This window comes from Anaerocolumna sp. AGMB13025, assembly GCF_029689925.1.
Taxonomy (GTDB): Bacteria; Bacillota; Clostridia; order Lachnospirales; family Lachnospiraceae; genus Anaerocolumna.
In genome coordinates this window covers 6,227,391-6,251,946 of sequence record NZ_CP121445.1, presented here as the reverse complement: position 1 = coordinate 6,251,946, position 24,556 = coordinate 6,227,391, and the positions used below count along the sequence as shown (strand labels likewise).

The following is a 24,556-nucleotide window of genomic DNA, read 5'->3' as shown; positions in this document are numbered from 1 at the left end:
CTATTTTTTGGAGAGAGACTTGACGCGTCAAGGTACATAACAATCAAATAAAATTGTCAATAATAAAATAATAATGATATTTTAATAATAATATATTGACAATAGTGTATGACGTACAGTATAATGAATTCGAGGTGATAACAAACATGGATTCTATAGAAGATATAATCGGTTCGCTTACTGTCGAACTAAAAAGAGGTACTTTAGTATTAGTAGTTCTTAGTCAGCTTCGTACAAGGGAATATGGTTATTCACTGGTTCAGAAGCTTGAAGATAAGAATGCTCCCATTGATGCCGGAACCCTGTATCCGCTGCTGCGAAGACTGGAAAAGCAGAAGCTGTTAATCAGCGAATGGGATACCAATGAGAGCCGGCCCCGTAAGTTTTATAAGTTAAGCGGGGAGGGGAAAGAAGTTTATAAGAGATTAAAAAATGAATGGGAATCCATTTCTAAGCAGATGGAATCCATATTATTGGAGGATGAGAATCATGCAGATGATTGACCGTTATGTATATGCAGTTACCGGGCATTTACCAGAGGAGATAAGAGAAGATGTGGGGCGGGAGCTAAGGTCCAATATTGAGGATATGCTGCCGGATAAAGCAACGGATGAGGATATTAAAAAGGCTCTTACTGAGATGGGAAGTCCGGCTAAGCTTGCCGAAGAATATAACCCGAAGAAAAGATATCTGATTGGTCCTGGACTTTATGATAATTATATTACTGTACTTAAACTGGTACTCGGGATTTGTGCGGTAGTATTTGCTGGTATTGCTATAATAGATTTTGCATTAGATCCATCTAGTGCCGGGAATTCAAGTTCTGATGTAACAAGGCTGATTAGCAGGGTAATAACTGGAGGAATAGAAGGCTTACTGCAAGGCGGGCTGTGGGTAACACTGGTGTTTGCTATATTAGAGAGAAGCGGCGTGGAGGAAGGACATATGCCCTTTTCCAATAAAAAGTGGACTCCGGATGACCTGCCGGATTATCCGTTATATAGCAAAAGAAAGATTTCCAGAAGAGAAGCAGTATTTTCAATTTTCTGGACCATTCTTATCACCTCTGTGGTTTGTTTGAAACCAGAGCTTATTGCTGCATATATTAACAATGGGAATGGGACTACAGTAATTCCGTTTTTTAATACAGAACGGTTACAGCCGTATTTGGTATTTATACTTATATTGGCAGCGATACAATTAGGTTTATTCATATGGAAGATTATTGCCGGAAGCTGGAGCACGCCTATGGCGGTCTGCAATGCCATTTATAATGGAACATTCTGCATCCTGCTAGTTATTTTGTTAAATGATAAGGTCTTGTATCAAACAGACAAGATTGCCCTTATGACAGATACAAACCTGACAGCAGCCATATCTCAATGGTGGAGCAGAGGAATCTATGTATGCGGGGCTGTTATCATTGTAATATGTATTTGGGACAGTGTTTCTGCTTTCCTAAAGTGCAGGAAAACCTACTGATTATATGAATGAAGTAGCTTTTTATATACAATTATTCAGAACAGGCTATAGGCAGGTATTTATATGGAATATAGTTATTAAAGAGAAATTTTGCTATGCTACCGTCGACACATCGGTTTTGCTATCGTTGTAGTTTGTCAGTAATCATAGCATTGTTATCATAAAGAAAGAGCCGATAACCATGAGTATGATGAAACCTCAATGGTTATCGGCTCTGCGTCTTAGCGTCTGGCTCTTTGATAACCCTTACTCTTATCCGAGTTTTGTTTTCACATATCGGGCAAATTACCCACTCCCTTTTATCCCAAACACACCCCAATTCAAAATACTTTCTTGAATGCAACTATGAAAATCGGCGCATACATACAAATTAAGCTTAATCGCTGCCATAAACCCTCATTTGCAATGATTGTTTGGGCAAATACTTTCTTATCTGCCATAACAAAGAATGCAAAAAACATGACTGCTAAAACAAAAAATGAGATTGATATAATTCCCATTGGTAAATGTTTTGAGCGTAATGATAATATACCAATAATTAAGGGTGCAAAAGTTAAAGCAAAAAAACCAAAAACAGAACCATAGCCATGTATTTTTGCTGATACGGTTAATAATTCCTTTGTTTCACCTACTGGAAATATACCAGACAAAATACAACCCCCAACGGCATATAATAAAATCACACTAAATAGCCATGTTGCAAATTGGGCTGATGTATTTGCGTATAATTTATATAAACTTAAACTTCCGCAAACAAGCATTAAGCCTGCTATTACTAACCAAGTATTATAAAGAACACAAACGGGGCTATTTCGATTTCCTAACAAGCTCATTACCATAGTAAGATGATTGTATTTGTTGCAAAAAGGAGCCAATATAAAAGGGATAACTATATCGCTAAGGGTTGCAATTATGAGTAAATAAAATCCCACATTTGACGACTCAAAGACCTTGTATAAACTATTGTTCATCATCAGGTTTAAATCCTCCTAAACCTTTCAATATTTTAACAGCAACTTCTTTCATAATATCAGCTTTAGCAATGGCAAGCCCTTGTGCTTCATCGCCCAAAACCAACAATGTATCTCCGGGTTTTATATCAAACAATTCCCTTGCTTCTTTAGGTATTACTATTTGTCCACGCTCTCCAACCTTTACTGTTCCAAAAATATGCTTTCCCTTTGGCATTGACATTTTTCAATCCTCCAATTCATACTTTTCATACCGATATGAAAAGTATATGATATTTCAAATAAAAAGTCAATACACAGGGCTTTTTGCTCTTAATATGCTCTAAACTGTGCATACTAATCAAAAAATCAAAGCTCCCTGTTTCATGGTAAATCCTCCTTTTCAGTTAAAGGCTTTCGCCCGGTTTGTAGAAATATTAGTCTGCGTCACCAAACTGCGTTTTTTCGATGAGAGTGCGCCGCTTGCCATATCGTGAACGACAAGGCTGCGGCTGCTCAAATATGGTGTATACAATCACCGTCATTAAAAACAGTAATAACTATAAAATAGTTATTATTATATAAATGACTAAGAAAATACCAACTAGATTAGATATTCGATGAATATAGAATATTATAATTGACAAACATAAAATGATATGTTAGCATATGATAAAATATAATATTCGATATGAATCGAACATAGGAGGTTACACATGAGTGAGATAGCAACTACCGAGGTAAACCCAAAGATTGGTTACAAAGACGTAATAAAGCAGAAAGAATATATGAAGCTTATCTTTGCTAATATCATAAACCGTTTTGGAGATTCCATTGATTCCATTGCCTTTTCCTGGCTGGTATTTTCTTTAACCGGAAGTGCTGCCTGGTCTGCGCTGATCTTTGGTATTAACAGAGTGCCCACTATATTTTTGCAGCCTTTTGCAGGTGCTTTGGTAGAGAACCTGAATAAAAAGTTTATTATGGTAGTAACGGATATAATCCGTGGGATTTGTGTAAGTCTAATAGCAGTCCTGCTTATCCTTAAGCTTTTAAATCCCTGGATACTGCTGTTAATGACTGTGATAATATCCAGTGCGGAGGCTTTTAGAGGTCCTGCCGGAACGGCGGTATTGCCAAGAATATTAGATAAAAGCTGTTATGACTTTGGGATATCCTTAAATTCCACCCTGACCAATATTGTAGAACTGGCAGGACTTGGGTTAGCCGGAGCTATTATAGGAATTTTTGGAACACAGACTGCAATCTTTATTGATGCAGCTACCTTTTGGGGTTCTGCTCTTGTTATCTTATTTATCCATACGGGGGAAGAGAAAAAAACTTATAAAAAAATTAATTTAAAGGATTATTTTGATACCTTAAAAGGAGGAATCAGCTATATCAGAAGGAACCGGATTATCATAAATTTTATTCTGCTGGCCATGGCAGCCAATGCAATTCTTGTTCCCTTGAATTCCTTGGAGGCTCCACTGGTAAGGGATATCTTAAAGCAGGGAGGATATCTGTTGTCTGTCCTTGGTTTTTCCCTGTCTTTAGGTCTGGGGATTGGTTCTGCTCTTTATCCTTATATTGCAAAAAGACTGGGCATCAGGACAATTATTTTAACCTCCGGCATGATGTTAAGCTTCTATTATATCATCCTGATTTTAAGCAGCTATATAAGTACTTATAAAATTCTGGTAGGTATCATCTGTGCGGCTTCATCCCTGATAACCGGCTGTTTACTGGCTTTTATGTTAGCAGCCTTAAATGTCCAGTTCATGAAAAATGTTGAAACGGATTATCTGGCAAGAGCCGGCGCTATTATGAGTTCTGGCTGTGTATGCACCATGCCGCTGGTTTCCTTTATCATAAGCATTCTCACAGCATTCCTTCCTGTATCGGTAATCTTTTATGCAATGGGCGGAATCGGAATTGTGCTATTTTTATTAATATACATAAAAAAGATGAAGTTTGAATAAGTATGACCCTGCTGTTTCGATACACATCACTGCTGATTTGATAGGGGTTTTGTTTTTTCTTTCTATCTGTTATTATATAGGTGGAATTCTATATTATGCTTTTGGTAATTAAGAAACTCTGCTATTGTATCTATATACCATGCAATTAAAACAATTTCAGAGCTGAATCTTGCCCGGAGGGCAACTGAAGCTATGAAATTCGTATTAATTGTAGGTTATATTCAGAATACTAAATAGTTTCGCAGTTACCAATATATTATACTTATGAGTGAGGTGTAAGCAATGCAGGCAGTTATAAAGAAAGAAATCAATTATGTGGAAGAAGCCCATGTATTATTATTTAATTATGTTAATGGAATTACTTATGATAAAATGATGACGGAAAGCTACAAGAATTTTGCTTACAGTAAAGAGATTTTTGATAAAAAATATGAACGTATTCTTGGCATACATCACTATGTAATCAATAATATGCGCTTTGATAAAAATAAACTGGATTTTTATTTTAAAGAAATCGGCAGTTCCAAAATGAGCCTGTCAAATTATTTGCTGCCTATTTATACCGGCACCCAGTATGGATGTTTAAAGGAATATGAAGAGGCTGCCAGGAGAAAAAGCAGCGAAGAAGTCATTAAGGATTTTGACTATATATTATCCCAGTACATCAGCATAGGTAAATCCGGAGATGAAAGTAAGGTCGAAACTTTTGAAGATCTGATGCGCATTATGGATAAGACCGATTTATCGGCAGAAGAAAAGTGGAAAATCATTCAGGCTTTTATCGACCGGTCTGCTTATCTGGAGGAAGTCCTTTTGATATTAGATAAGACAATACAATTATTAAAAGAATGCCAGAAGGAAATCAATGAATTGGAGCAGGAATTTTATGATTACTGGCTGGATTATACGAAAGATACCGATATCATAAAGCTTTTGCAGGACTATACCAATATAGTCTGGGAGTATAACGCAGAAGGCACCTATATCCTTCCCTCCATCTTCTGTCCTCAGTCCATTTCCTTTAGTATCAATGATGAGGAGGAGAAAAATCCGGATTTAATACGTTTAGGTGTTATTTTAGATTCGAACCTTGCTTTTAAACATCCGGAAGTAGACAGTGAGAAGTTAAATACTGCACTAAAACTCCTAAGTGATAAAAGCAAGTTCGAAATACTTAAGTTAATTAAGGATAAACCGGCCTACGGATTTGAAATCGCAAATACCTTAAACTTATCCACCTCTACCATATCCTATCATATGAACAGTTTAATAATGGCTAACCTGATTAAAATAGAAAAAGATGCCAATAAGATCTATTACACTACCAACAAGGAGACGGTTAACCGGTTTTTAGAGGATATCCGTACCTTACTATTGTAAAGCAAAGGACTACCATTTGTTTTTTACATGTTCTGCAAAACCTAAAAAGTCATGGATATAGACGGTACGGCCGTCATCAAAAACTGCCGTGCCGGTGAATTTACCAAATACCTGGTTCTGATTGGTTGCAAGAATGACTGCGGATAAATCAAATTTCCGGTCATAAATAGGGGAAAAGGTCAGATCAAGCCGGTTATCCTCCGTGGTAATAAGCCAGGGCTTTAAGTAATCATACCGGTTCTTTTTATCTTTCGGTATCTGGAATTTAACTTTGGTCAGCTTGCTTGCCGTACCATTAAGAAACAGCATGTTCTCAGTAGCATTTTTCGTATCCCCGAAACCGCAGCCAAGGTTAAAACCAAAGATATTATCAGCAATATATCCCTGTGCCGCGCTCCAGTACCAGGTGGTTTTATGAGGCCAGATTCCCCGCCCCCAGTCAAGAAGTCCAAAGGAAGAGTAAGGAAGATAAGAATAACCGGTATCTTTAAGTTGTACATATCCAGAGGCATTCATTCCGATGATTTTCTGATTGTAATAGAAGAATTTTTGGTTCTCTTTAAAAGGGGTCGCAATGACCATAGAATCCTTAGGTTCTTTCATAAGCAAAAGGGAAGCGGTTAGGTCTGAACCCTTCATAAAATCTCTGATGTAAAGTGAGATTTTCCGATCCTCATTTACATGAAGGATGCTTAAGTCTATCGTATTATCTTTATAAACAATATCCCCATAAAGGGAGGTTGCGGGTAAATAAAATTTAGGGACATATTTAACCGCAGATTTTGACTGTTCTTTTCCATTCTTTAGATCTATAATCGATGCACTGATTAACAGAAAGTTAGAAGTGTTACCCACCGTCAGTGCAAAAGCTGACTCCTCATTGTATAATAAGTAATAATCCCACTCTTTTAAACGAAGCTTATAAGCTGCATTTTCTCTGTTATACCGAAGCAGCGGGGTAGTTGCATACCCGGTCTGAATCAATTTACCGTTTGGGTCCAGTAAATCCGAAGGCGCTGTAATCTTATGCTGCATGTCTGTTCTCCGATTCCATAAATATATAATATAATTTATTATAATTCGGGTAGTGAAAGAACCGGAATCCATAATAAATCTATTCCAGTGAGATCATTTGCAGCAGTGTCTTAAGGTATCGATTTTTTTGTACGCCAAAGTTTGGCTGTACTTGAAATGCCGAAGGCGCTCTGTTATAATCAGGTTTAAATTAAAATTATGCACACGTTCAATATAGGTTTGTTTTGACTAGGGGCATTATTCATAAAAAGAGGTAGGTGTAAAGAAAAACATCACCGTAAGGTTTTATAAGCTTAACCTGCATTTTGCCAGATGCCACAGAAGTGGCATCATGACGGGAAGGTTAATAAAAAATATATGAATTGAAAGGTGCCACAAACGATTCTTCCAACCTATGTAACTTGTTTCACAGCTTGGAAGAATCAATTGTGGCAATATCGCAAGAAAACTTGCGATATGCAGTGGGTATAACTATGTCTCAAATAACAAAAATAGCACTGGCAAAGTCCCTAAAAAAATTTTTAACTCATAACACGCTGGATAAAATTACAGTGAAAGACATTGTGGAAGACTGCGGAGTAAACCGACAGACCTTTTATTATCATTTTCAGGATATCTATGATCTGGTGGAATGGATTTTCATTACAGAGGGCATGAAAGCACTGGATGGCAAAAATACCTCCGACAGCTGGCAGGAAGGATTCCTTCAGGTATTTTACTACGTACAGGAGAATAAGCCCTTAGTCGTAAACACCTTTCACTCCATAGGAAGAGACCACCTGGAGCGCTTTTTATACAACGAAGTCTATAAAATGCTGATTGATGTGGTAAATGAACAGGCGGAAGGATTAAATGTATCGGAGGAAAGTAAAACCTTCATAGCCGACTTTTATAAATATGCCTTCGTAGGTATTATGATGGAATGGATTCGCACCGGTATGAAAGAAGACCCAAAAGAAATTACCAATCACGTCAGTAAGCTTATTACCGGAGATATCCGTAAAGCCCTGCTAAAATATCAGGGATAAGCATTCGTCTTCACAACACAGCCAAAGTAATGATCCAGGAAAAAGTAATGATCCAGGAAAAAGTAATGATCCAGGAAAAAGTAATGATCCAGGAAAAAGTAATGATCCAGGAAAAAGTAATGATCCAGGAAAAAGTAATGATTCAGAAAAAAAGATACTATAGAATAAGATAATTTACAGAGTTTACCCTATTACAGTTCAGATTATGATATCCCGAGGTGTGTTCTGTAGAAGAAAACTACAGAACACCTACGAGAAATCGCTGCACTATGGCCTTGGTCAGCCATGGCGCAGCGATTTTGTTCAATTGCAGTTTAGCCGTTAACCCAAAGGGTAACGGGTTTTTTAATTAGTATCATTTTTAACAGCAGTTTTTGAAAATAACTTAATGATTTCATTAACAACCAGTGGTATCAAGGCAAACAGGATAACAATTCCCCAGTCTCTTAAACTTAAATTGTGTACTTTAAAAGCCTCTGCTAAAAATGGAACAGAAATTACTCCTAATTGAAGAACGAATCCAATAATAATGGAACCAATCAGATACTTATTGGAAAATACACCAATCTGAAAGATGGATTTGGAGGAACTTCTTATGGTTAAGGAGTAGAACAGCTGGGAACCTGCCAGTACTACAAAAGCCATGGTTCTGGCATAGGTTAGTACCTCTTCCGGTATATTTTTAGCCCCTAAACTATAACCGTGTTCGCTTAGTCCAAAATAAAATGCCGCCAGGGTAAGAATACCGATTAAGAGACCTCCGATGATGGCACGAAGACCTGCGCCTCTGGCAAAAAAGCTTTCTTTGGGATCTCTGGGCTTTTTCTTCATAACATCCTTGTCACCGGGATCAATACCAAGAGCGATAGCCGGCAGGGAGTCGGTAATTAAGTTAATCCAGAGAATCTGGGTAGGCATCAAAGGAACCGGCCAGAAGAAGAGGATTGAGGCAAGAATGGTAATTACTTCTCCTAAATTACAGGATAATAAGAAAATAACTGCCTTCTTGATATTATTGTAGATATTCCTGCCTTCTTCAATGGCATTTACGATGGTGGTAAAATTATCATCGGTTAAAATCATATCACTGGCGCCTTTGGCAACATCCGTACCGGTAATACCCATGGCAACACCGATATCTGCATATTTTAAGGAAGGCGCATCATTAACCCCGTCACCGGTCATGGAAACAATATTCCCATGGGATTTAAAAGCTCTTACGATTTTAACCTTGTGCTCGGGAGAAACCCTTGCAAATACACGGTAATCATTAATTTTCTTAGAAAACTCTTCCTCAGAAAAATCATCAATTTCTGCTCCGGTAATACTTTGTTCCAGGGAAGTAGCAATGCCCAGTTCCTTGGCAATTGCAACAGCGGTATTCTTATGGTCACCGGTAATCATAATTGGTGTAATACCGGCAGCTTTTGCTTCTTTAATAGAATCTCTGACTTCCAGTCTTGGAGGATCGATCATGCCTACAAGTCCGATGATGGTTAAATCTTGTTCCATATCTTCAGGAACCATAAGTTTGGGTGTATCTTTATAAGCAACCCCTAAAACACGGAGGGCATCGTTTGACATCTCTTCTGTAATTCTTAAATAATCGGCTTTCAGGGCATCTGTTAAGGGAACAATCTGACCATTTATAAGGGCTGAGGTGGATATACTTAACAGATTGTCAATAGCACCTTTGGTATGGACACGGTAACCGGCACCTTCTTCATTTAAAGTAGACATTAATTTACGGTCGGAATCAAAAGGTTTTTCAGAGACCCTTTTGTGTTTGGCATTTAACTCTGCTTTGGTAAGGTTAAAGCGGTTACCTAAGAGAATCAGGGCTACTTCCGTAGGATCACCTGTACCCTGACCGTTTTCATAAGTAGCATCGGAACATAGAACCAGGGATTTAATTAAATCCGCCTCATCCTTACCTGCCTGCATAGGCCGTACATCCTCGACGGGAATATCTTTTAAATTATGGAGGGTGTACTGCTTGACCACGGTCATTTTATTCTGGGTAAGGGTACCAGTCTTATCGGAACATATAATATTAACAGAACCAAGGGTTTCAACAGCAGGAAGTTTTTTCACAATGGCATTTATTTTGGACATCCTGGTTACTCCAAGGGCTAATACAATGGCAACTATGGCAGCCAGACCTTCGGGAATGGCTGCAACTGCCAGGCTGATGGCGGTTAAGAACATCTCAAACAAATCTCGTTTTTGGATAATTGCAACGATAAAAATAACTGCGCAGATACCGATTGCGATGAATCCAAGGATTCTGCCCAACTCATCCAGCCTTTTTTGAAGAGGCGTCAGTTCATTGTTATCCTCCTCCAGGATCTTAGCTATTTTACCAATCTCTGTATCCATGGCAGTAGCAACTACCACGCCTTCTCCACGGCCATAGGTAGCAAGAGTCGACATAAAAGCCATATTTACTTTGTCTCCGATGGGAGTTTTGGGATCCTCTAATATCTTTCCGGCATCTTTGGAGGTTGGAACGGATTCACCGGTTAGGGCAGATTCTTCAATTTGAAGATTCGCACTTTCCACCAGCCTTAAATCTGCGGGGACATAACGGCCGGCATCCAGGATAATGATATCGCCAGGTACAACTTCTTCGGAGTTGATCTCTTTTGCTTCCCCATCACGGCGGACTAAGGATCTTGGAGTTGTCATCTGCTGGAGGGCCTCCACGGCCTTTTCTGCTTTCGCCTCTTGCACAACACCAATTACTGCATTTAATATCACTACCAGAATGATGATAACGGCGTCTACATATTCTCCAATAAATAGTGTAATTACTGCAGCTCCCAAAAGAACGTATATCAGCATATCCTTAAGCTGTGCCAGAAAAAGTGATAGCAGGGACTTTTTTGGCTTACCCTCTAACTTATTCATACCGTACTTTTCAAGTCTTGCTTTGGCTTCACTGTTTGTGAGTCCGGTTAAAGGGTTTACATCTAATTCTTTAAAAATTTCTTCCGTGGATTTTGAAAACCACATTTAATAACACCTCTTTCATATCTTCCGCATTAGCGGGTATCTTTATTTCTATTTTTTTCAATTCTTTACAGCTTTATACTTTGGTAATTTATTGTACTATAATTTCTTTCACTAGTAAATTAAAATTAGATTAGATTTCACACAAAGATCGAAGAGATGTTTTGGCACTGGAATCAACTTTATAAATATATTATAGATACGTGTTAGGTCATATATTAATAATAAGAATAAATTACAGGTATATATATGGAAATTTATGTGGTTCAACCGGGAGATGATCTATATTCAATTGCAAGTAAATATGGGGTGAGTCTGACGGATGAATTTTTACAGGCTTTCTTCTAACATACAACAATTCATTCTGTCATCAGGACAAGCCTGTTATTATCAGGCAGACAGGGTACTATATGGAAAAAAAGGATTTTTTCATTATATGCCCGGGAATGAAGATTTCAGTAAGGACAGCAGGTATTTTTTTTGAAAAATTACCAAATATAATAGAATATAGTATAGTGATAAAATATATCAGTTAATATCCATAAAAACTCCATAAACCTCTGCTACTATTTTAAATAACAAATTAGTATTCCAATAGGATAGGAGGAAATTAAATGTATCGGCTGTTTACTGCCGCTTATTATAAATAACTGTTCTGCCGCTTTTAATATAGAGCAAACATCGGAAGCTAATGAGGTATTTGCTTCCTTATCTTCCCGGATTTGTCCGGTCATATGGGTATCATGAGATTTCGCATGTTTCAGGAAGAAAAACAGAAAGTTTGCTGTAAAGAGGAACAGAAAGAACTGGAATAAGATTAGGAGGTTAAGTAAAAGAATGAAAACGGAACAACTTAAAATAACAGGCATGACCTGTGCAGCCTGTGCCAAGGCCGTTGAAAAAGCAGTGGGGAAATTAGAGGGAATCACTACGGCCAATGTAAATTTTGCCACAGAAAAACTGCATCTGGAATACGATGATACCAAAGTAGATAAAGAACGAATTAAGTCTGCAGTAGAAAAGGCAGGTTATCATGCTTTAGACGAAACGGGGGCGAAGGAAATAACCCTTGGTATTTCCGGTATGACCTGTGCAGCCTGTGCAAGAACCATAGAGAAAGCCGTAAGTAAATTAGACGGTGTAGAAAGCGGTGCGGTTAATTTCGCTACGGAGAAAGCAACCCTTAAGTATGATCCCCAGAAAATCAGGTTGTCAGAGATAAAGGACGCCATTGCAAAAGCCGGTTATAAAGCTCTGGATGCCCAAATAGGGAATAAAACCGATGAAGACCGCATTCGTAAGCAAAAGGAAATTAAAACCCTTTGGACAAAATTCATTGTATCAGCCATTTTCTCAGTACCCTTGTTATACATTGCCATGGTGCCTATGATATCCTTTGTCAACCTTCCGTTCCCCGGAGGTCTTGATCCCATGCAATACCCTTTGGTGTATGCCTTAGTGGAATTATTCCTTGTAATACCGGTGCTGATAGCCGGCAATAAGTTTTATTCCGTTGGTTTTCGTGCAATCATCAGGAGAAGCCCTAATATGGATTCTTTAATTGCCATGGGAACCACTGCGGCAGTTTTATATAGTATTTATTCTGTTTTCCGGATTGCTTCGGGAGAGTTTGGACATGTAGAGGATTTGTATTTTGAAACTGCAGGTGTAATTATAACACTGATTCTATTAGGAAAGTCACTAGAGGCAGTGTCAAAAGGCAAGACCTCCGAAGCCATTAAAAAACTGATGGGTCTTGCACCAAAGACTGCTATCGTAATTAAAGACGGTAAAGAGATGGAAATGCCCATTGAAGAAGTGGAAGCAGGGGATATTCTGTTAGTGAAACCCGGTGAAAAGATTCCGGTTGACGGAGAAGTGTTAGAAGGTTCCTCTTCGGTGGATGAATCGATGCTTACCGGGGAGAGTATTCCGGTGGAAAAGAAAATCGGTGATAAGGTCATCGGAGCAAGTATCAATAAAAACGGACTTATTAAGTTCAGAGCTACCAAAGTCGGCAGCGATACGGCCCTTGCCCAGATCGTAAAACTGGTGGAGGATGCCCAGGGCTCAAAAGCACCGATTGCACAGATGGCGGATATCGTATCCGGCTATTTCGTGCCTATCGTATTTGCAATTGCAATTCTCTCAGCCCTTGCCTGGTATATCAGCGGTCAGGGAGAAGTATTTGCCCTTACCATATTCATATCAGTATTAGTGATAGCCTGCCCCTGTGCTTTGGGACTTGCAACCCCTACCGCAATCATGGTTGGTACCGGTAAAGGTGCGGAGAACGGAGTACTGATAAAAGGCGGGGAAGCCTTAGAGAGCACCCATAAGATACAGACGATCGTATTAGATAAGACGGGTACCATTACGGAAGGAAGACCTGAGGTCACGGATATCATAACGACGGGAATTATCCAGAAAGAAAAGCTCTTACAGCTAGCTGCCTCTGCGGAAAAAGGATCGGAACATCCTTTAGGGGAAGCAATTGTAAGAGGAGCGGAAAAGGAACATCTGGACATCATAAAACTTGACCGGTTTACCAATATACCGGGTCATGGAATAGAAGTAGAATTAGACGGCAGACTTATCTATTTAGGCAACCGCAAATTAATGCTGAATAAAGAAGTTGATTTAACCAGTCTTGAAACGGAATCAGACCGACTGGCAAGCGAAGGTAAAACGCCGATGTATATATCCTTTGGCAGTGAGCTTGCAGGTATCATTGCAGTTGCAGATATCGTTAAGGCAAGCAGCGCAGGTGCGATTAAAAAATTACACCAGATGGGTATAGAAGTTGCCATGATTACCGGTGATAATAAGAGAACGGCGGAGGCTATTGCGAAAGAGGTAGGGATAGACCGGGTATTAGCGGAAGTATTACCGGAGGATAAAGCCAATGAAGTAAAGAAACTTCAGGCAGAAGGTAAAAAAGTTGCCATGGTCGGTGACGGTATTAACGATGCACCGGCTCTTGCCCAGGCTGATATTGGTATTGCCATTGGTTCCGGTACGGATGTGGCCATGGAATCAGCCGATATTGTATTAATGAGAAGCGATTTAATGGATGTTCCTACTGCCATCCAGTTAAGCAAGAGCACCATCCGCAATATCAGGCAGAATCTGTTCTGGGCTTTTGCTTACAATATTGCAGGAATTCCGGTAGCAGCAGGCATTCTCTTTGCCTTTGGAGGTCCCAAACTAAATCCGATTCTGGCAGCAGCAGCCATGTCCTTAAGCTCTGTTTCCGTATTATCCAATGCCTTAAGACTTAAGAGATTTAAACCATATAAAACTGTTTAGATGTAAGGGAGAAAATAATGTTTAGAAGAAAAATAGCCATAGTTATGACCGTGCTGACCCTTGCCGGAGTGCTCTCTGCTTGTGACCAGGTCGACGTAGTAGGTAAATCAGCCGTAACATCCTTTGATACTTTAGTAAATAAACTAGGGGACAAAGTGACCTTTGATGAAAGCAAGAATTCCTGGGTTATCGTTTCGCCAACTGGTGAAACCTTGGAACTTAGTAAAGATTTTAGCAGTGATGAACCGGATGCCATAGTGGAATTTGATGCGGCGCCTTTTATCAATGCAGGTCTGGAGGTTACGAAACTTCCAGTCAATCAGTATGTATATGATTCAGGAGCAGGTAAGATAAGAATGCCTTATGAGTTTGGGCAGGAGGAATTTACCTATTCGGGAGAAGCTACCGTGGTGGATACCTTTAGACAGCTTGTAGATACCAACCGGAAAGTAATAGGGTACCATGCCCAGCTTGGTCATTACGGCATAGCACTTGGTGATGGAAACATGTTCGAATGGGCCAAGGATATGGATAAAAATGATAAAGATATGGTATTTGTATTAAATCCACAGCCCTTTTTGGAGGCCGGTGTGGATCCTGCCAAAGTGGAAGGGTGGGTATTTGGCACCGTAAAGGTGGATAATGGTAAGGGTAAAATGGTAGAGGTAGAAAAACTTCTAAAACCTTTTGATTTGAAATAACAGGCTGCATCCGTTGTGAAACCGGGGATTCTGTAGTATACTTAAGTTCAGTAAAGTATATGTAGATACCGGGTTTTGCAGGGGATGCTTTTCCTGTAGCTGGGTTAACTAATTTAACTTGAATTTTTAATGGATAGGAAATTATCAGGCACTGATGTGAAGTTTTATAAAGTGATTCGAGTGCCGAAAGGTCAATTTTGCGCATCGAATATATATATACTGGTATTGATAAAATATACGTTGAGAGACTTTTGACACTCGAATCATAAAGTTAAACATAATAGGAGGATACACTATGTTTAAAAAAATAAAAAAAGCGATTCACAATTTTCTGCTTCAAATGGCAAAAGAAAATGAAGAATTATACGGGAAAGAGAGAATGGACTGTTGTAAATTAAACAGTACGAAAAAGAGGTGAACTTGTGGGAACGGATACGAAGCGGATCCTTGTGGTGGAGGATGAGGAAAAGATAGTTGAATTCATAGAATCCTACCTGTTAAACAGCGGGTATGAAGTATATAAAGCATCTACGGGCCTGGAAGGACTTGAAATCTTTAAACGTCAGAAAATTGATTTAATTCTGCTGGATTTAATGCTTCCGGATATTTCCGGGGAAGAAGTCTGCAAAGAAATCCGCAAAAACTCCGGTGTACTAATTATTATGCTGACTGCCAAGAGCAGTGATGAAAATATCATTGACGGTTTGGATATGGGAGCCGATGATTATATAGTCAAACCCTTTAGTCCCAGACAGATGATAGCAAGGGTCAATGCCTTATTCCGCCGGATGGATACCCCTACATCCCAGGAGACTTCTAAAAACTTACCTGGCAGAGCCTCGGAGGTCGTATCCCACGGGGCTAAAGAAAGCGATTCCGAATTCTTATCTTTTAACCAGGGAGACCTGACTATTAATATGTTAAATTATACGGTTAAGAAGTCGGGAACCGTTACCTGTTTAACTCCAAGTGAATATAAAATCCTAACTACCCTGGCAAAGCGTCCCAATAAAGTATTTACCAGAGAAGAACTGATTCAGGTGGCTTTTGATGGTGATTATGACGGTTATGACAGAACGATAGATTCCCATGTTAAGAATCTTCGTGCCAAAATAGAGGATAACCCAAAGGACTGTACTTATATTATAACTATCCGGGGAATCGGTTACCGTTTCGGAGGTGAGTAGGCTGAGACTTTCCATACGAAGTAAATTAACCCTTTCGTATATTTTTATTGTAGCAGTGGTGGTAGGGCTTACAACACTGGCAGCTAATATGGGTCTAAAAAGACAATTTGAAAATTATGTGATTCACCGGCAGGAAAAGCAGACTGCCGAACTTATTGATTTAATAACAATGAAGTACCAGGAAGAAAAGGACTGGAATTCCGGATATCTTGAAATAATCGGTATGAATGCTCTGCAAAACGGCATGATTATCGTGGTGAAAGATAACAAAAAGCAAACGGTCTGGTCCGCTTATGAACACAACAACGGATTATGCCAGGCTATGATTATGGATATGCGGGCGAATATGTATAGCTATTCCGATAAGTGGAATGGAGAATATGTTGAAAAAACCTATCCCATTGTTATGGATCAGGGACAGATTGGTACCTTGACCACCGGCTATGTTGGTCCTTATTATTTTAATGATGAAGAATTGATTTTTATAAAAGCGTTGAACTCCCTGTTTCTATTCACAGGAATCTGTTCCCTGGTTATTGCGTTTGCCCTGGGCATATATATGTCGGTACGGATAAGCAGACCACTAAAGAAAATAGCTACAAAGGCTTCTTCCCTTTCAGAGGGCAACTATAAGGAACGGCTTGAAGATGAAACCCACACCCGGGAAATAGAAGTCCTGAGTGATACCATAAACGGCTTATCCGATGCGCTGGAACAGAAAGATAAACTAAGAAAGCAGCTTACCCAGGATGTGGCTCATGAACTAAGGACGCCCTTAACTTCTGTCCAGGGGCATATGGAAGCCATGATTGACGGCATCTGGGCAATGGATAAAGACAGACTTAACAGCTGCTATGAAGAAATTATCCGAATAAAGAAGTTAATTGGAAGCATAGAAGAATTGTCCGGAGTTGAGAATGAAAACGTAATTCTGCACAAGGAAGAGTTTGATGTATCAAAACTGATTCAGAGACTTGTTAACAATTACGAAAATGACTTTATGCAAAAATACCTCCAGGTTAACTATACAAAGGAACCGGTAATGCTTTTGGCCGATCCGGATAAGATGAGCCAGGTACTCAATAATCTTATCTCCAATGCAGTGAAATATTCCGAAGCGCACGGTTCTATCACTCTCGAAGCGAAAAAAGGTGAAGAGGAGGTATTGCTTCGGATAAAAGATACCGGCATTGGAATTTCAGAAGCCGATTTGCCTAACATATTTGAACGTTTCTACCGGGCGGATAAATCCAGGAACCGGCATACCGGCGGAGTAGGAGTCGGACTTACCATTACCAAGGCTATCATTGAAGCCCATGAAGGAGACATTACGGTAAGCAGTGAATATGGTAAAGGAACAGAGGTTATGATTAAACTGCCACAAAAAGTATCCTAAACCAGGGTGATACCGGTGTATGTCATTGGTTGTTTTAATACTGCGAATGGGGATAAACACTGGTAACAGATAAGAAGGAGATTGTTAAAGAAAGCAGCAGAATGATAAAGGAACCAGCAGATTGTTAAAGGAATCAGCAGATCGTTAAAGGAACCAGCAGGGAAAACTAAGATTATCTCCCACTGGTTCCTTTATTGAATTCTGCTCATATTAGGCTTGGTACTTAATGTGTGCAATCCATATTGTTCTCTCTTTGCCGTTTCATGCCCGGCATGCCGATAGCAGCAAAAGCTCTGCAATGTTTGGCACAGTTTAAGCAAATCGTACCGCATTGCTGTGACATATCATCTGAATGGCTTAAGCATTCCGTTCCGCAGGCCTGGCATATGTCTGCGCACAGAGCAGCCAAATGTCTGGCATAGATGGCTTCGCGAGCTGCAAATTTGGCGGTAAGACCACAGATATCCGCGCATTCTCTAAGTAAGATCGCCTGGGAAACCCGGTCCTCCATACGCATTCTCATAATATGATGGCTCATGTGTTCACAGACGGCTTCACAGTCCTGAATTGTCATAACAAAATCCTCATTCATATAATGGATATTATCAGGAGCAAAGGACATATCATCATGATTCATGTTGACCCCTTATATACATACTTCTACAGAATTAATATATTCCTGGAAGGCAATAATGACCCTGTATTATCCTTGTATTGTTTTAAATTACCAGGAAAATCCAAAAAGTAGCTGTGTGATTTGTCATAGATCTTCCTTGTCATAGCTGACTTCAAGATCCGGCTGATACCCTTTCTCCATTTTATGTCTTGCTTTTCGGTTTTCCACTGTATCAAATATAATGGAGAAATCATAGTTTTCCGGATACATATCCTTTGCAGAAGCTTTTAACTGAAGCCTTTTATGATTAATGTGCAGCTTGTGTTTCTGAAGCTGAACACCTACTTCACCCATTTCATTGGCTGTTTCATAAACAATACCTATTTTTTTCTGAGGGTACACGACCACGCTGTCCCCAATCTGAAACCGCATACTTCTTGTATTTACCGGTTTTTCCTTCTTTTCTTTTCTTATATGCTCTGTAATTACGGAAACCGTATCCTCCTTAGCATCCTCTAAGAAGGAGCTGTCAGGCAGGGTTTGTTTCATTTCGCTGTAGGATTTTAAATAAGCTTCCTGATAGGCTCGGTCAAGCATCCTCTTTGGCAGCCCCAGCCGTTTGGCAATATATAACGCGCAGCTTTCTCCGGCTTCTCCGATTTCCAGACGGTATAAAGGTTTTAAACTTTCTCTGTCAAAGGCCATTTTCGCATTGAGTAACCCTGCCGTTAGATCGGCATATTCCTTTACTTCCGGATAATGAGTGGTGGCAAGGAAAAGGCACTCTTTGGTCCTTAGTTCTTCCAGGATTGCAATGGCGATGCCCATGCCTTCTGCCGGGTCAGTGCCGGAGCCTAATTCATCTAGTAAAACAAGGCTTTCTTTGCTGGTATGGCTCAATATTTCAATGATATTGGTAATATGGGCGGAAAAAGTAGAGAGATTTTCCGTAATGCTCTGTCCATCGCCAATATCACACAAAATCAGGTTGTTTAAACATAATTCCCCGGATTCACAGGGAATATGAAGACCGCACTGGGCCATAAGGGACAAAAGACCAACGGTTTTTAGGGCTACGGTTTTACCGCCGGTATTGGGACCGGTGATAATAACCCCCTGGGTTTCATTTCCCAGGGTAAAGTTAAGGGGTACACAATCGGCTGGTTTTAACAGGGGATGTCTGCCATTGATTAGGTTTATATAACGATTCGTATTCATAACGGCAGGGACAGCTTTCATATCGATACTCAGTTTCGCTTTCGCAAAAATAAAATCAAGGGTTTCTAAGCCCTCCATATTTATCTGAAAGGACATCATATTGTCATGAACCAGTGCTGTTAAAGTATACAGTATGATACGTTCCTCATTCTCTTCCCGGATTTTAAGAAGGGATAGTTCCTCTTCCAGTTTTAAAACCGCATTTGGTACGATAAAGTAAGTGGAGCCGGTGGAAGAGATATCAAGGGTAGAGCCGCTAACCTGGTTTTTATGTTCCTTTTTGACCGGCAGAACCAGATGACCGTTTCTGGTGGAAATGAAACCTTCCGTAAACCATTCCTTTTTACTTCGAAGCAGACCCTCCAGTTTTGATTTGATTTCTGCATTCACTTGCTCTTGTTTGCGACGGACATTCTTTAGTTCCGTAGAAGCGGAATCCTCCACTCTGTTACCCCGTATTGCCAGATTGATTTCTTTTAGCAGTGGGTCAAGGTCTTGTAAGGAGTTGCCATAATAGGCAATATCCACTCCAAGGAATTCTGATTTTTTCAGATAATTCTTAACCCTTACACAAGCCGTAATAAATTGTGCGGTAAGGCTTAACTGTTCCGGCAGGAGCATGGAACCTTTTTCCGTTAGTTCCAGTAGGGTTTCCATATCCTTCATTGACGGCAGGGGCGGTGTGCCCATACTGTCAAGAATCTTTCTGGCTTCTGTGGTTTCTTTCATTTTCGCATTTACCTCGGTTAAGGACAGGTAAGGTCTTAAGTTTAAAAGCTTTAACCTGGCTTTTTCAGAAAATGCGTTTTCGCTTAACATGTTTAGTATTGTATCAAATTCTAAGGCTTTTATTGTTTTTTCAATCATTTTATATACCATAATATATCGCAGCTTATTGCGATACTGCCACTAAAAATTTGAAGTGAAAGACGTTTGATGTGGCGTTCCTTTTTCTTGATATTTTCTTTCACTTATAAGGGAGGATACTGTTTTTGCAATATCTTATATAACTATAAGGCAACTAAGAAGGACAAAGTTTTTACTCTGAAACAGGCTATATATTCTGAACAGGCTAAATGCTTTAAAACAGGCTAAGTGTTTCGAACAAGCTACATTCTTTGAGTTCATAATTCTTTCAAGTTTAAGTTTCTATAATTAAAATTCTTATAATAAAAACACCCACAGGGATATCCTTCCTTTACAAAGTCAGAATATTCCCTGTGGGCATTCAATCAATAAAAAACTCTTCTTCTTAAACAGACGTAAAAAAAGCATAACAGGATATACCTATTATGCCAGCTTATAATAAACAAATGTCCGGTATTACAGTCTTATTAATGGCAAGCTATATTGATGTAAGATATATAGCTGTGTTAGGTAAGATAGTAAAGGCGGATAAATGCATTCTATAACAAGTCTGGTTTTCTGAGTATTACTGTAAAGGTTGGTAAGTAAAGGCATAACAAAATAAGGCTTTAAAAAGCCATGTTCTGTCCTTACTTCATAATGAAATTATGTGCTAGATAGCACGAACCTCTTTTACAAATAATACCGACATCAAAACCATCCTTTCAAATCATTCATAATTATTATTGAATTGCTAGAACATAAAATTTATTCCAACGATTGCATCTTATCATAGAAGTAAAAGAATGTCAAATATATTCTTTTACTGATCGGTATTCTTTTACGATGTCCGATGTTAGTACCGATGAACATAATAATTTTGTTGTGATTGATTATTTAAGTACTGTAAAAAAGCAGGGTAGAGAAGAGCCCAAAGTACAATGTATAAATTTTGCATTAGTACAATTGCAGCATTGGATATGATTATTATAACGAGTGATATACGCTAGTTGGTATGAGAAATGGGCAGAATCGTGTATTGACCTGATTTGATAGCCTAACTTGTTTGCTGGATAACAGGGTCAAATTATGAAAATTAATATAAGTATAAAAGAGCCGGGAAAAACTTCCCCAGCTTGAATTACATTAACAAGAGAGTAGCTAGAAAATAAGATGAAAGTAAGGTTTTACCCGTAATTTATAATCTTAAGTCCACTTTCCGCTGCTAATGTAAGTATTAGCTCTGCTTTTTGCATCATCTATAATATCTTCTGAATAACCCATAAATTTTAATAAATTTATGGCATTACGGGTATAGGATCTCCCGGCATATAATTTAAAGTCACAAACAACCCCATAACTATCCACGCTTTCTTGAAAATGATAATTTTTATAAGAATCCTCAACAATATAAGTCAGCTCTAAATCATGACTGGCTACCAGGCATAAAACATTACTTTTGGCTAAACTCTCTAATATCTTTGAGGAGGCAGCAATTCTTTCAATGGTATTCGTGCCACGCAGAACCTCATCAATGCAGCATAAGATTGGTATTTCTGCATTGATAGCGTCAAGTATCCGCTTTAGAGCCTTTATTTCCATCATATAGTAACTTTCACCACGATAGATGTTATCCCGTAAGCTCATAGAAGACATGATTGTAAAAAAGGATGCAGAATAACTTTTGGCACATACCGTATAAATGGTTTGGGCTAAAATTGCATTTAACCCGATGGTCCTTAAAAAAGTTGATTTACCCGTTGCATTAGAGCCTGTAATTAAGATGGAAGCAATGGTATTAATTGAATTGGTAACAGGTCTAATTATTAAAGGATTATAGATATCCTGGGCTATGTAGCATAATTGATGGGTACAAAAATCAGGTTTGCATATATTTTCTTTCTGCAACTCTAAAACTTTATGACGGAATGCTGATATTGCAATCATACTATCCAGAAAGCCGACAGTTTCATAAGCTACAATTAAGGTAGACATATTATTCCTGATAAAGTTGATTAATTTAAGAAAGACTATAATATCAGTGTGCAGAAAAGGTTTTATAATGGTATCATAGAACATATCGATATCCGGTATTTTACCAAAGGTAAGAGAACCAAAAAACCGATAATACCGTTTGTAGGATTTCGTGAGTTCAGAGATTTTTGATAGTATATTAGAATACTCTATTAATTCTGCATCCCCTTGCATATCGTTCATGTCTTTTATTGCTTCTAGTAAGCTGCCGATCTGCATAATTACAGGCAGATAACCCTCTATATGTTTACTTCTTTTATAATACGATACAAGGTTTACGGATAAGGCAGCAATAAACAATGGTATTCCAAGATTGCTGTTAATAACTAGTATAAAGATTGATAGTATCTGTAATATAGGAATCATAATATGCCATGCTATGTTAAAAGGCGGTATTGATTCGATCAGTTTACTATACTCGTAAATCGATACTTTATTGAATTTGCCTATATTATTTAGTTGATACTGTTTTAATACTCTAGCTTTTTTATTGGTTGCATAGTATTCGATTATGCGGTCTCTTTCTTTTAAGATACTAATATTATTAGTAGGATTTCTTAGCATATTGTAAAGATAGATCTCACCAATGGTAGAGTAAGTATAATTAATTTTGTCAAATACACCATCCATCTCAAAATCATTCCAGGTTATATCGTCCACTTTCATACTTTGATTTTGATCTTGGTGTTGATATATCTTGTATAAATAGTCTATATAGGATAAATCTTGTTTATCCTCTTTTATAAAATCCCAATCATCTTCAATAATTTTAAGTAATAGTTCTCTTTTTCTACGTTTTTTGGCTTGTACCAGATAAGTATAGATAATTAAAACTAGAATGATAATAACCGTAATCAGTACATATATCTCCAATTAGGTATTCTCCTTTAATTTTATGATTGTTTTGCTTTGGAAAAATTGTAGTTATAAAATTATAAGAACCTTATGATTTGACAATAGGGTTATACATTTTATAAATCTTTTGAATGGAATATCAGGACAGATGCATAATAAGATATCCCAATTAAAACAAAGGAAACTATCACCATAATAAGTACTATACTTCCGGTTTGTTCAATGAACTGTTTAAATATGGTAGTCCCTCCATATCTACCTATAAGACCGATTAAAAAGGGTGTAAAAAGCATTGCGGCCATAAAAAAATACTTCACATTTTCATAGCCTAATTTTAATTCTAAAGGTACATAAAAACTAAGAAATAGGCTGTTAGCCGTCCAAACAGTTACAACAGCCGTAAAAGAAAGAGGGCTAATAAAAGGAAACAATAAATAGGATACCCCATATCCTGCCAAACAAATAAAAAATATAAGTAAAAGAAATATATATTTAGACAGTACGATATCCCTTCTGCGAATGGGGGTCAGGGTCAAATAAGCAGTCCCTCTGTACTTGTGTTCAATTAAACCTAATTTACTAAGGGACAGAAAGAAACAGAAAAAGGAACTCAAGAATAATGATACAAAATCCGTCCCTTTTTGGAAGCCTAAGTCTTGTAAGGAATAAGATAAATAAATCGGAATTCCAATCGATATAAGGAAAACCAGTATCAAATTAGCCTTATCCAAGGTAATGTCTTTTCTTAACAGGATAATTAAATTTCTCATAAAGCGCCTCCTTGTTTCATATGCTCAATAAAATCCAACATACAATTTTCCAAAGATTCATAGGATTTACCTAATGTTTTTTTATGTAAGGCAGGGAGATTACTCAGTGCTTCGTCAAATATAATCCTTCCATTGTGAATAAAAAGAATAGTATCTGCCGCTTTTTCAAGGTCAGAGGTGATATGAGTTGAAAAAAGAACGCTTTTCGTACCATCGGCAACAAATTCTTTCAGTACCTTCATTGTCTCCTTCCTGACCAATGGATCCAAACCACTGGTAGGCTCGTCCATGATAAGCAGACGGGCATTATGGGATAGCGCTAAGGTTAAGGCATATTTCATTTTATTACCTTTCGAAAGTTCCTGGATTTTCTGCTTTTCCTCTAATTGAAACAGTTCTATATAATGCTGATACTCCGTTTCGTTCCAGTTTTGATATGCACTGGAAATAATATTTTTTACCGCTTTTAAAGTTTGCTTCTCATAAAAATAGCTGCTATCCATTACATATCCGATCTGCTCATTTATGTTTTGTTTGGTCCGGTCGGTGCCAAAGAACTTTACGGTTCCGCTATCCCCTCGAATCAAATCGGCTATGATTTTGATGGTGGTACTTTTCCCTGATCCATTAATACCAACAAAACCAGTGATACTGCCTGGTTTTATCCGAAAACTGACTTGTTGCAACTGAAAGCGCTTGTATTTCTTACTTACATTTTCCAGCTCTAATACATATTCCATATATGCTACCGTTCC

General features: G+C 38.4%; 21 protein-coding genes. 11 read left to right on the top strand and 10 right to left on the bottom strand.

Annotated features, from left to right (window positions below; all coding sequences use genetic code 11):
* Window positions 1–146 precede the first annotated feature (146 nt).
* Window positions 147–503: a PadR family transcriptional regulator gene (locus tag QA584_RS26165; RefSeq protein WP_278272039.1), complete on the top strand. Its 357-nt coding sequence runs from the start codon at window positions 147–149 to the stop codon at window positions 501–503.
* A complete protein-coding gene (locus tag QA584_RS26160) occupies window positions 490–1,482 on the top strand; it encodes an HAAS signaling domain-containing protein (RefSeq protein ID WP_278272038.1) in 993 nt (330 codons plus the stop codon). Before QA584_RS26165 ends, QA584_RS26160 begins: the two co-directional genes overlap by 14 nt.
* Before the next feature lie 205 nt (window positions 1,483–1,687).
* On the opposite strand, the gene QA584_RS28775 is transcribed toward QA584_RS26160, so the two are convergent.
* Genes QA584_RS28775 through QA584_RS26145 form a run of 3 tightly spaced genes read right to left on the bottom strand, consistent with a single transcriptional unit; the run spans window position 1,688 to window position 2,676 of the window.
* A complete protein-coding gene (locus QA584_RS28775) occupies window positions 1,688–1,801 on the bottom strand; it encodes a cysteine-rich KTR domain-containing protein (RefSeq protein WP_278272037.1) in 114 nt (37 codons plus the stop codon).
* A 1-nt stretch (window position 1,802) separates the two neighbouring features.
* On the bottom strand, window positions 1,803–2,456 hold the full coding sequence (locus tag QA584_RS26150; protein WP_278272036.1) for a DUF998 domain-containing protein: 654 nt from the start codon (window positions 2,454–2,456) through the stop codon (window positions 1,803–1,805).
* A complete protein-coding gene (locus QA584_RS26145; RefSeq protein ID WP_278272035.1) occupies window positions 2,443–2,676 on the bottom strand; it encodes an AbrB/MazE/SpoVT family DNA-binding domain-containing protein in 234 nt (77 codons plus the stop codon). Before QA584_RS26145 ends, QA584_RS26150 begins: the two co-directional genes overlap by 14 nt.
* A 472-nt stretch (window positions 2,677–3,148) precedes the next feature.
* Between QA584_RS26145 and QA584_RS26140 the strand changes: the two genes are divergently transcribed.
* Complete coding sequence (locus tag QA584_RS26140) at window positions 3,149–4,414, top strand: MFS transporter (RefSeq protein ID WP_278272034.1); 1,266 nt, start codon at window positions 3,149–3,151, stop codon at window positions 4,412–4,414.
* A 282-nt stretch (window positions 4,415–4,696) separates the two neighbouring features.
* A complete protein-coding gene (locus tag QA584_RS26135) occupies window positions 4,697–5,794 on the top strand; it encodes an ArsR/SmtB family transcription factor (RefSeq protein WP_278272033.1) in 1,098 nt (365 codons plus the stop codon).
* 9 nt (window positions 5,795–5,803) lie between these two features.
* On the opposite strand, the gene QA584_RS26130 is transcribed toward QA584_RS26135, so the two are convergent.
* Complete coding sequence (locus QA584_RS26130) at window positions 5,804–6,829, bottom strand: DUF2804 domain-containing protein (protein ID WP_278272032.1); 1,026 nt, start codon at window positions 6,827–6,829, stop codon at window positions 5,804–5,806.
* Window positions 6,830–7,302: 473 nt separating this feature from the next.
* Between QA584_RS26130 and QA584_RS26125 the strand changes: the two genes are divergently transcribed.
* Both QA584_RS26125 and QA584_RS26120 read left to right on the top strand, forming a co-directional pair.
* On the top strand, window positions 7,303–7,857 hold the full coding sequence (locus tag QA584_RS26125; protein ID WP_278272031.1) for a TetR/AcrR family transcriptional regulator: 555 nt from the start codon (window positions 7,303–7,305) through the stop codon (window positions 7,855–7,857).
* Window positions 7,858–7,904: 47 nt separating this feature from the next.
* Window positions 7,905–8,030 carry a hypothetical protein gene (locus tag QA584_RS26120; protein ID WP_278272030.1) on the top strand — a complete coding sequence of 42 codons (126 nt, stop codon included), beginning with the start codon at window positions 7,905–7,907 and terminating at the stop codon, window positions 8,028–8,030.
* A 172-nt stretch (window positions 8,031–8,202) separates the two neighbouring features.
* On the opposite strand, the gene QA584_RS26115 is transcribed toward QA584_RS26120, so the two are convergent.
* Window positions 8,203–10,872 (bottom strand): cation-translocating P-type ATPase, encoded by a 2,670-nt coding sequence (locus tag QA584_RS26115; protein ID WP_278272029.1) that lies wholly within the window; start codon window positions 10,870–10,872, stop codon window positions 8,203–8,205.
* Between the two features lie 834 nt (window positions 10,873–11,706).
* Here QA584_RS26115 and QA584_RS26110 point away from each other — a divergent pair.
* The 5 genes from QA584_RS26110 to QA584_RS26090 all read left to right on the top strand — a co-directional run bounded on the left by QA584_RS26110 (window position 11,707) and on the right by QA584_RS26090 (window position 17,462).
* Window positions 11,707–14,178 carry a heavy metal translocating P-type ATPase gene (locus tag QA584_RS26110; protein ID WP_278272028.1) on the top strand — a complete coding sequence of 824 codons (2,472 nt, stop codon included), beginning with the start codon at window positions 11,707–11,709 and terminating at the stop codon, window positions 14,176–14,178.
* A gap of 17 nt (window positions 14,179–14,195) precedes the next feature.
* A complete protein-coding gene (locus tag QA584_RS26105) occupies window positions 14,196–14,879 on the top strand; it encodes a hypothetical protein (RefSeq protein WP_278272027.1) in 684 nt (227 codons plus the stop codon).
* Window positions 14,880–15,174: 295 nt separating this feature from the next.
* Window positions 15,175–15,297, top strand: a complete 123-nt coding sequence (locus QA584_RS26100) for an LDCC motif putative metal-binding protein (protein ID WP_278272026.1) — start codon at window positions 15,175–15,177, stop codon at window positions 15,295–15,297.
* Window positions 15,298–15,301: 4 nt separating this feature from the next.
* Window positions 15,302–16,066 carry a response regulator transcription factor gene (locus QA584_RS26095; protein ID WP_278272025.1) on the top strand — a complete coding sequence of 255 codons (765 nt, stop codon included), beginning with the start codon at window positions 15,302–15,304 and terminating at the stop codon, window positions 16,064–16,066.
* Complete coding sequence (locus QA584_RS26090) at window positions 16,059–17,462, top strand: sensor histidine kinase (RefSeq protein WP_278272024.1); 1,404 nt, start codon at window positions 16,059–16,061, stop codon at window positions 17,460–17,462. The genes QA584_RS26095 and QA584_RS26090 overlap by 8 nt, the downstream gene beginning before the upstream one ends.
* A 223-nt stretch (window positions 17,463–17,685) precedes the next feature.
* Here QA584_RS26090 and QA584_RS26085 read toward each other — a convergent pair whose 3' ends face one another.
* From QA584_RS26085 to QA584_RS26065, 5 genes are all read right to left on the bottom strand, one after another.
* Window positions 17,686–18,099, bottom strand: coding sequence for a four-helix bundle copper-binding protein (locus QA584_RS26085; RefSeq protein WP_278272023.1), 414 nt, complete (start codon window positions 18,097–18,099; stop codon window positions 17,686–17,688).
* Window positions 18,100–18,222: 123 nt separating this feature from the next.
* The gene (locus tag QA584_RS26080; protein ID WP_278272022.1) at window positions 18,223–20,163 is read right to left on the bottom strand and encodes an endonuclease MutS2; all 1,941 of its coding nucleotides are present in this window, start codon (window positions 20,161–20,163) and stop codon (window positions 18,223–18,225) included.
* Between the two features lie 1,185 nt (window positions 20,164–21,348).
* Window positions 21,349–23,049, bottom strand: a complete 1,701-nt coding sequence (locus tag QA584_RS26075) for a MutS-related protein (protein ID WP_278272021.1) — start codon at window positions 23,047–23,049, stop codon at window positions 21,349–21,351.
* A 98-nt stretch (window positions 23,050–23,147) separates the two neighbouring features.
* Entirely contained in the window at window positions 23,148–23,801 is a 654-nt protein-coding gene (locus tag QA584_RS26070) for an ABC-2 transporter permease (RefSeq protein ID WP_278272020.1), read from the bottom strand.
* Window positions 23,798–24,541 (bottom strand): ABC transporter ATP-binding protein, encoded by a 744-nt coding sequence (locus tag QA584_RS26065; RefSeq protein ID WP_278272019.1) that lies wholly within the window; start codon window positions 24,539–24,541, stop codon window positions 23,798–23,800. Before QA584_RS26065 ends, QA584_RS26070 begins: the two co-directional genes overlap by 4 nt.
* Window positions 24,542–24,556 lie beyond the last annotated feature (15 nt).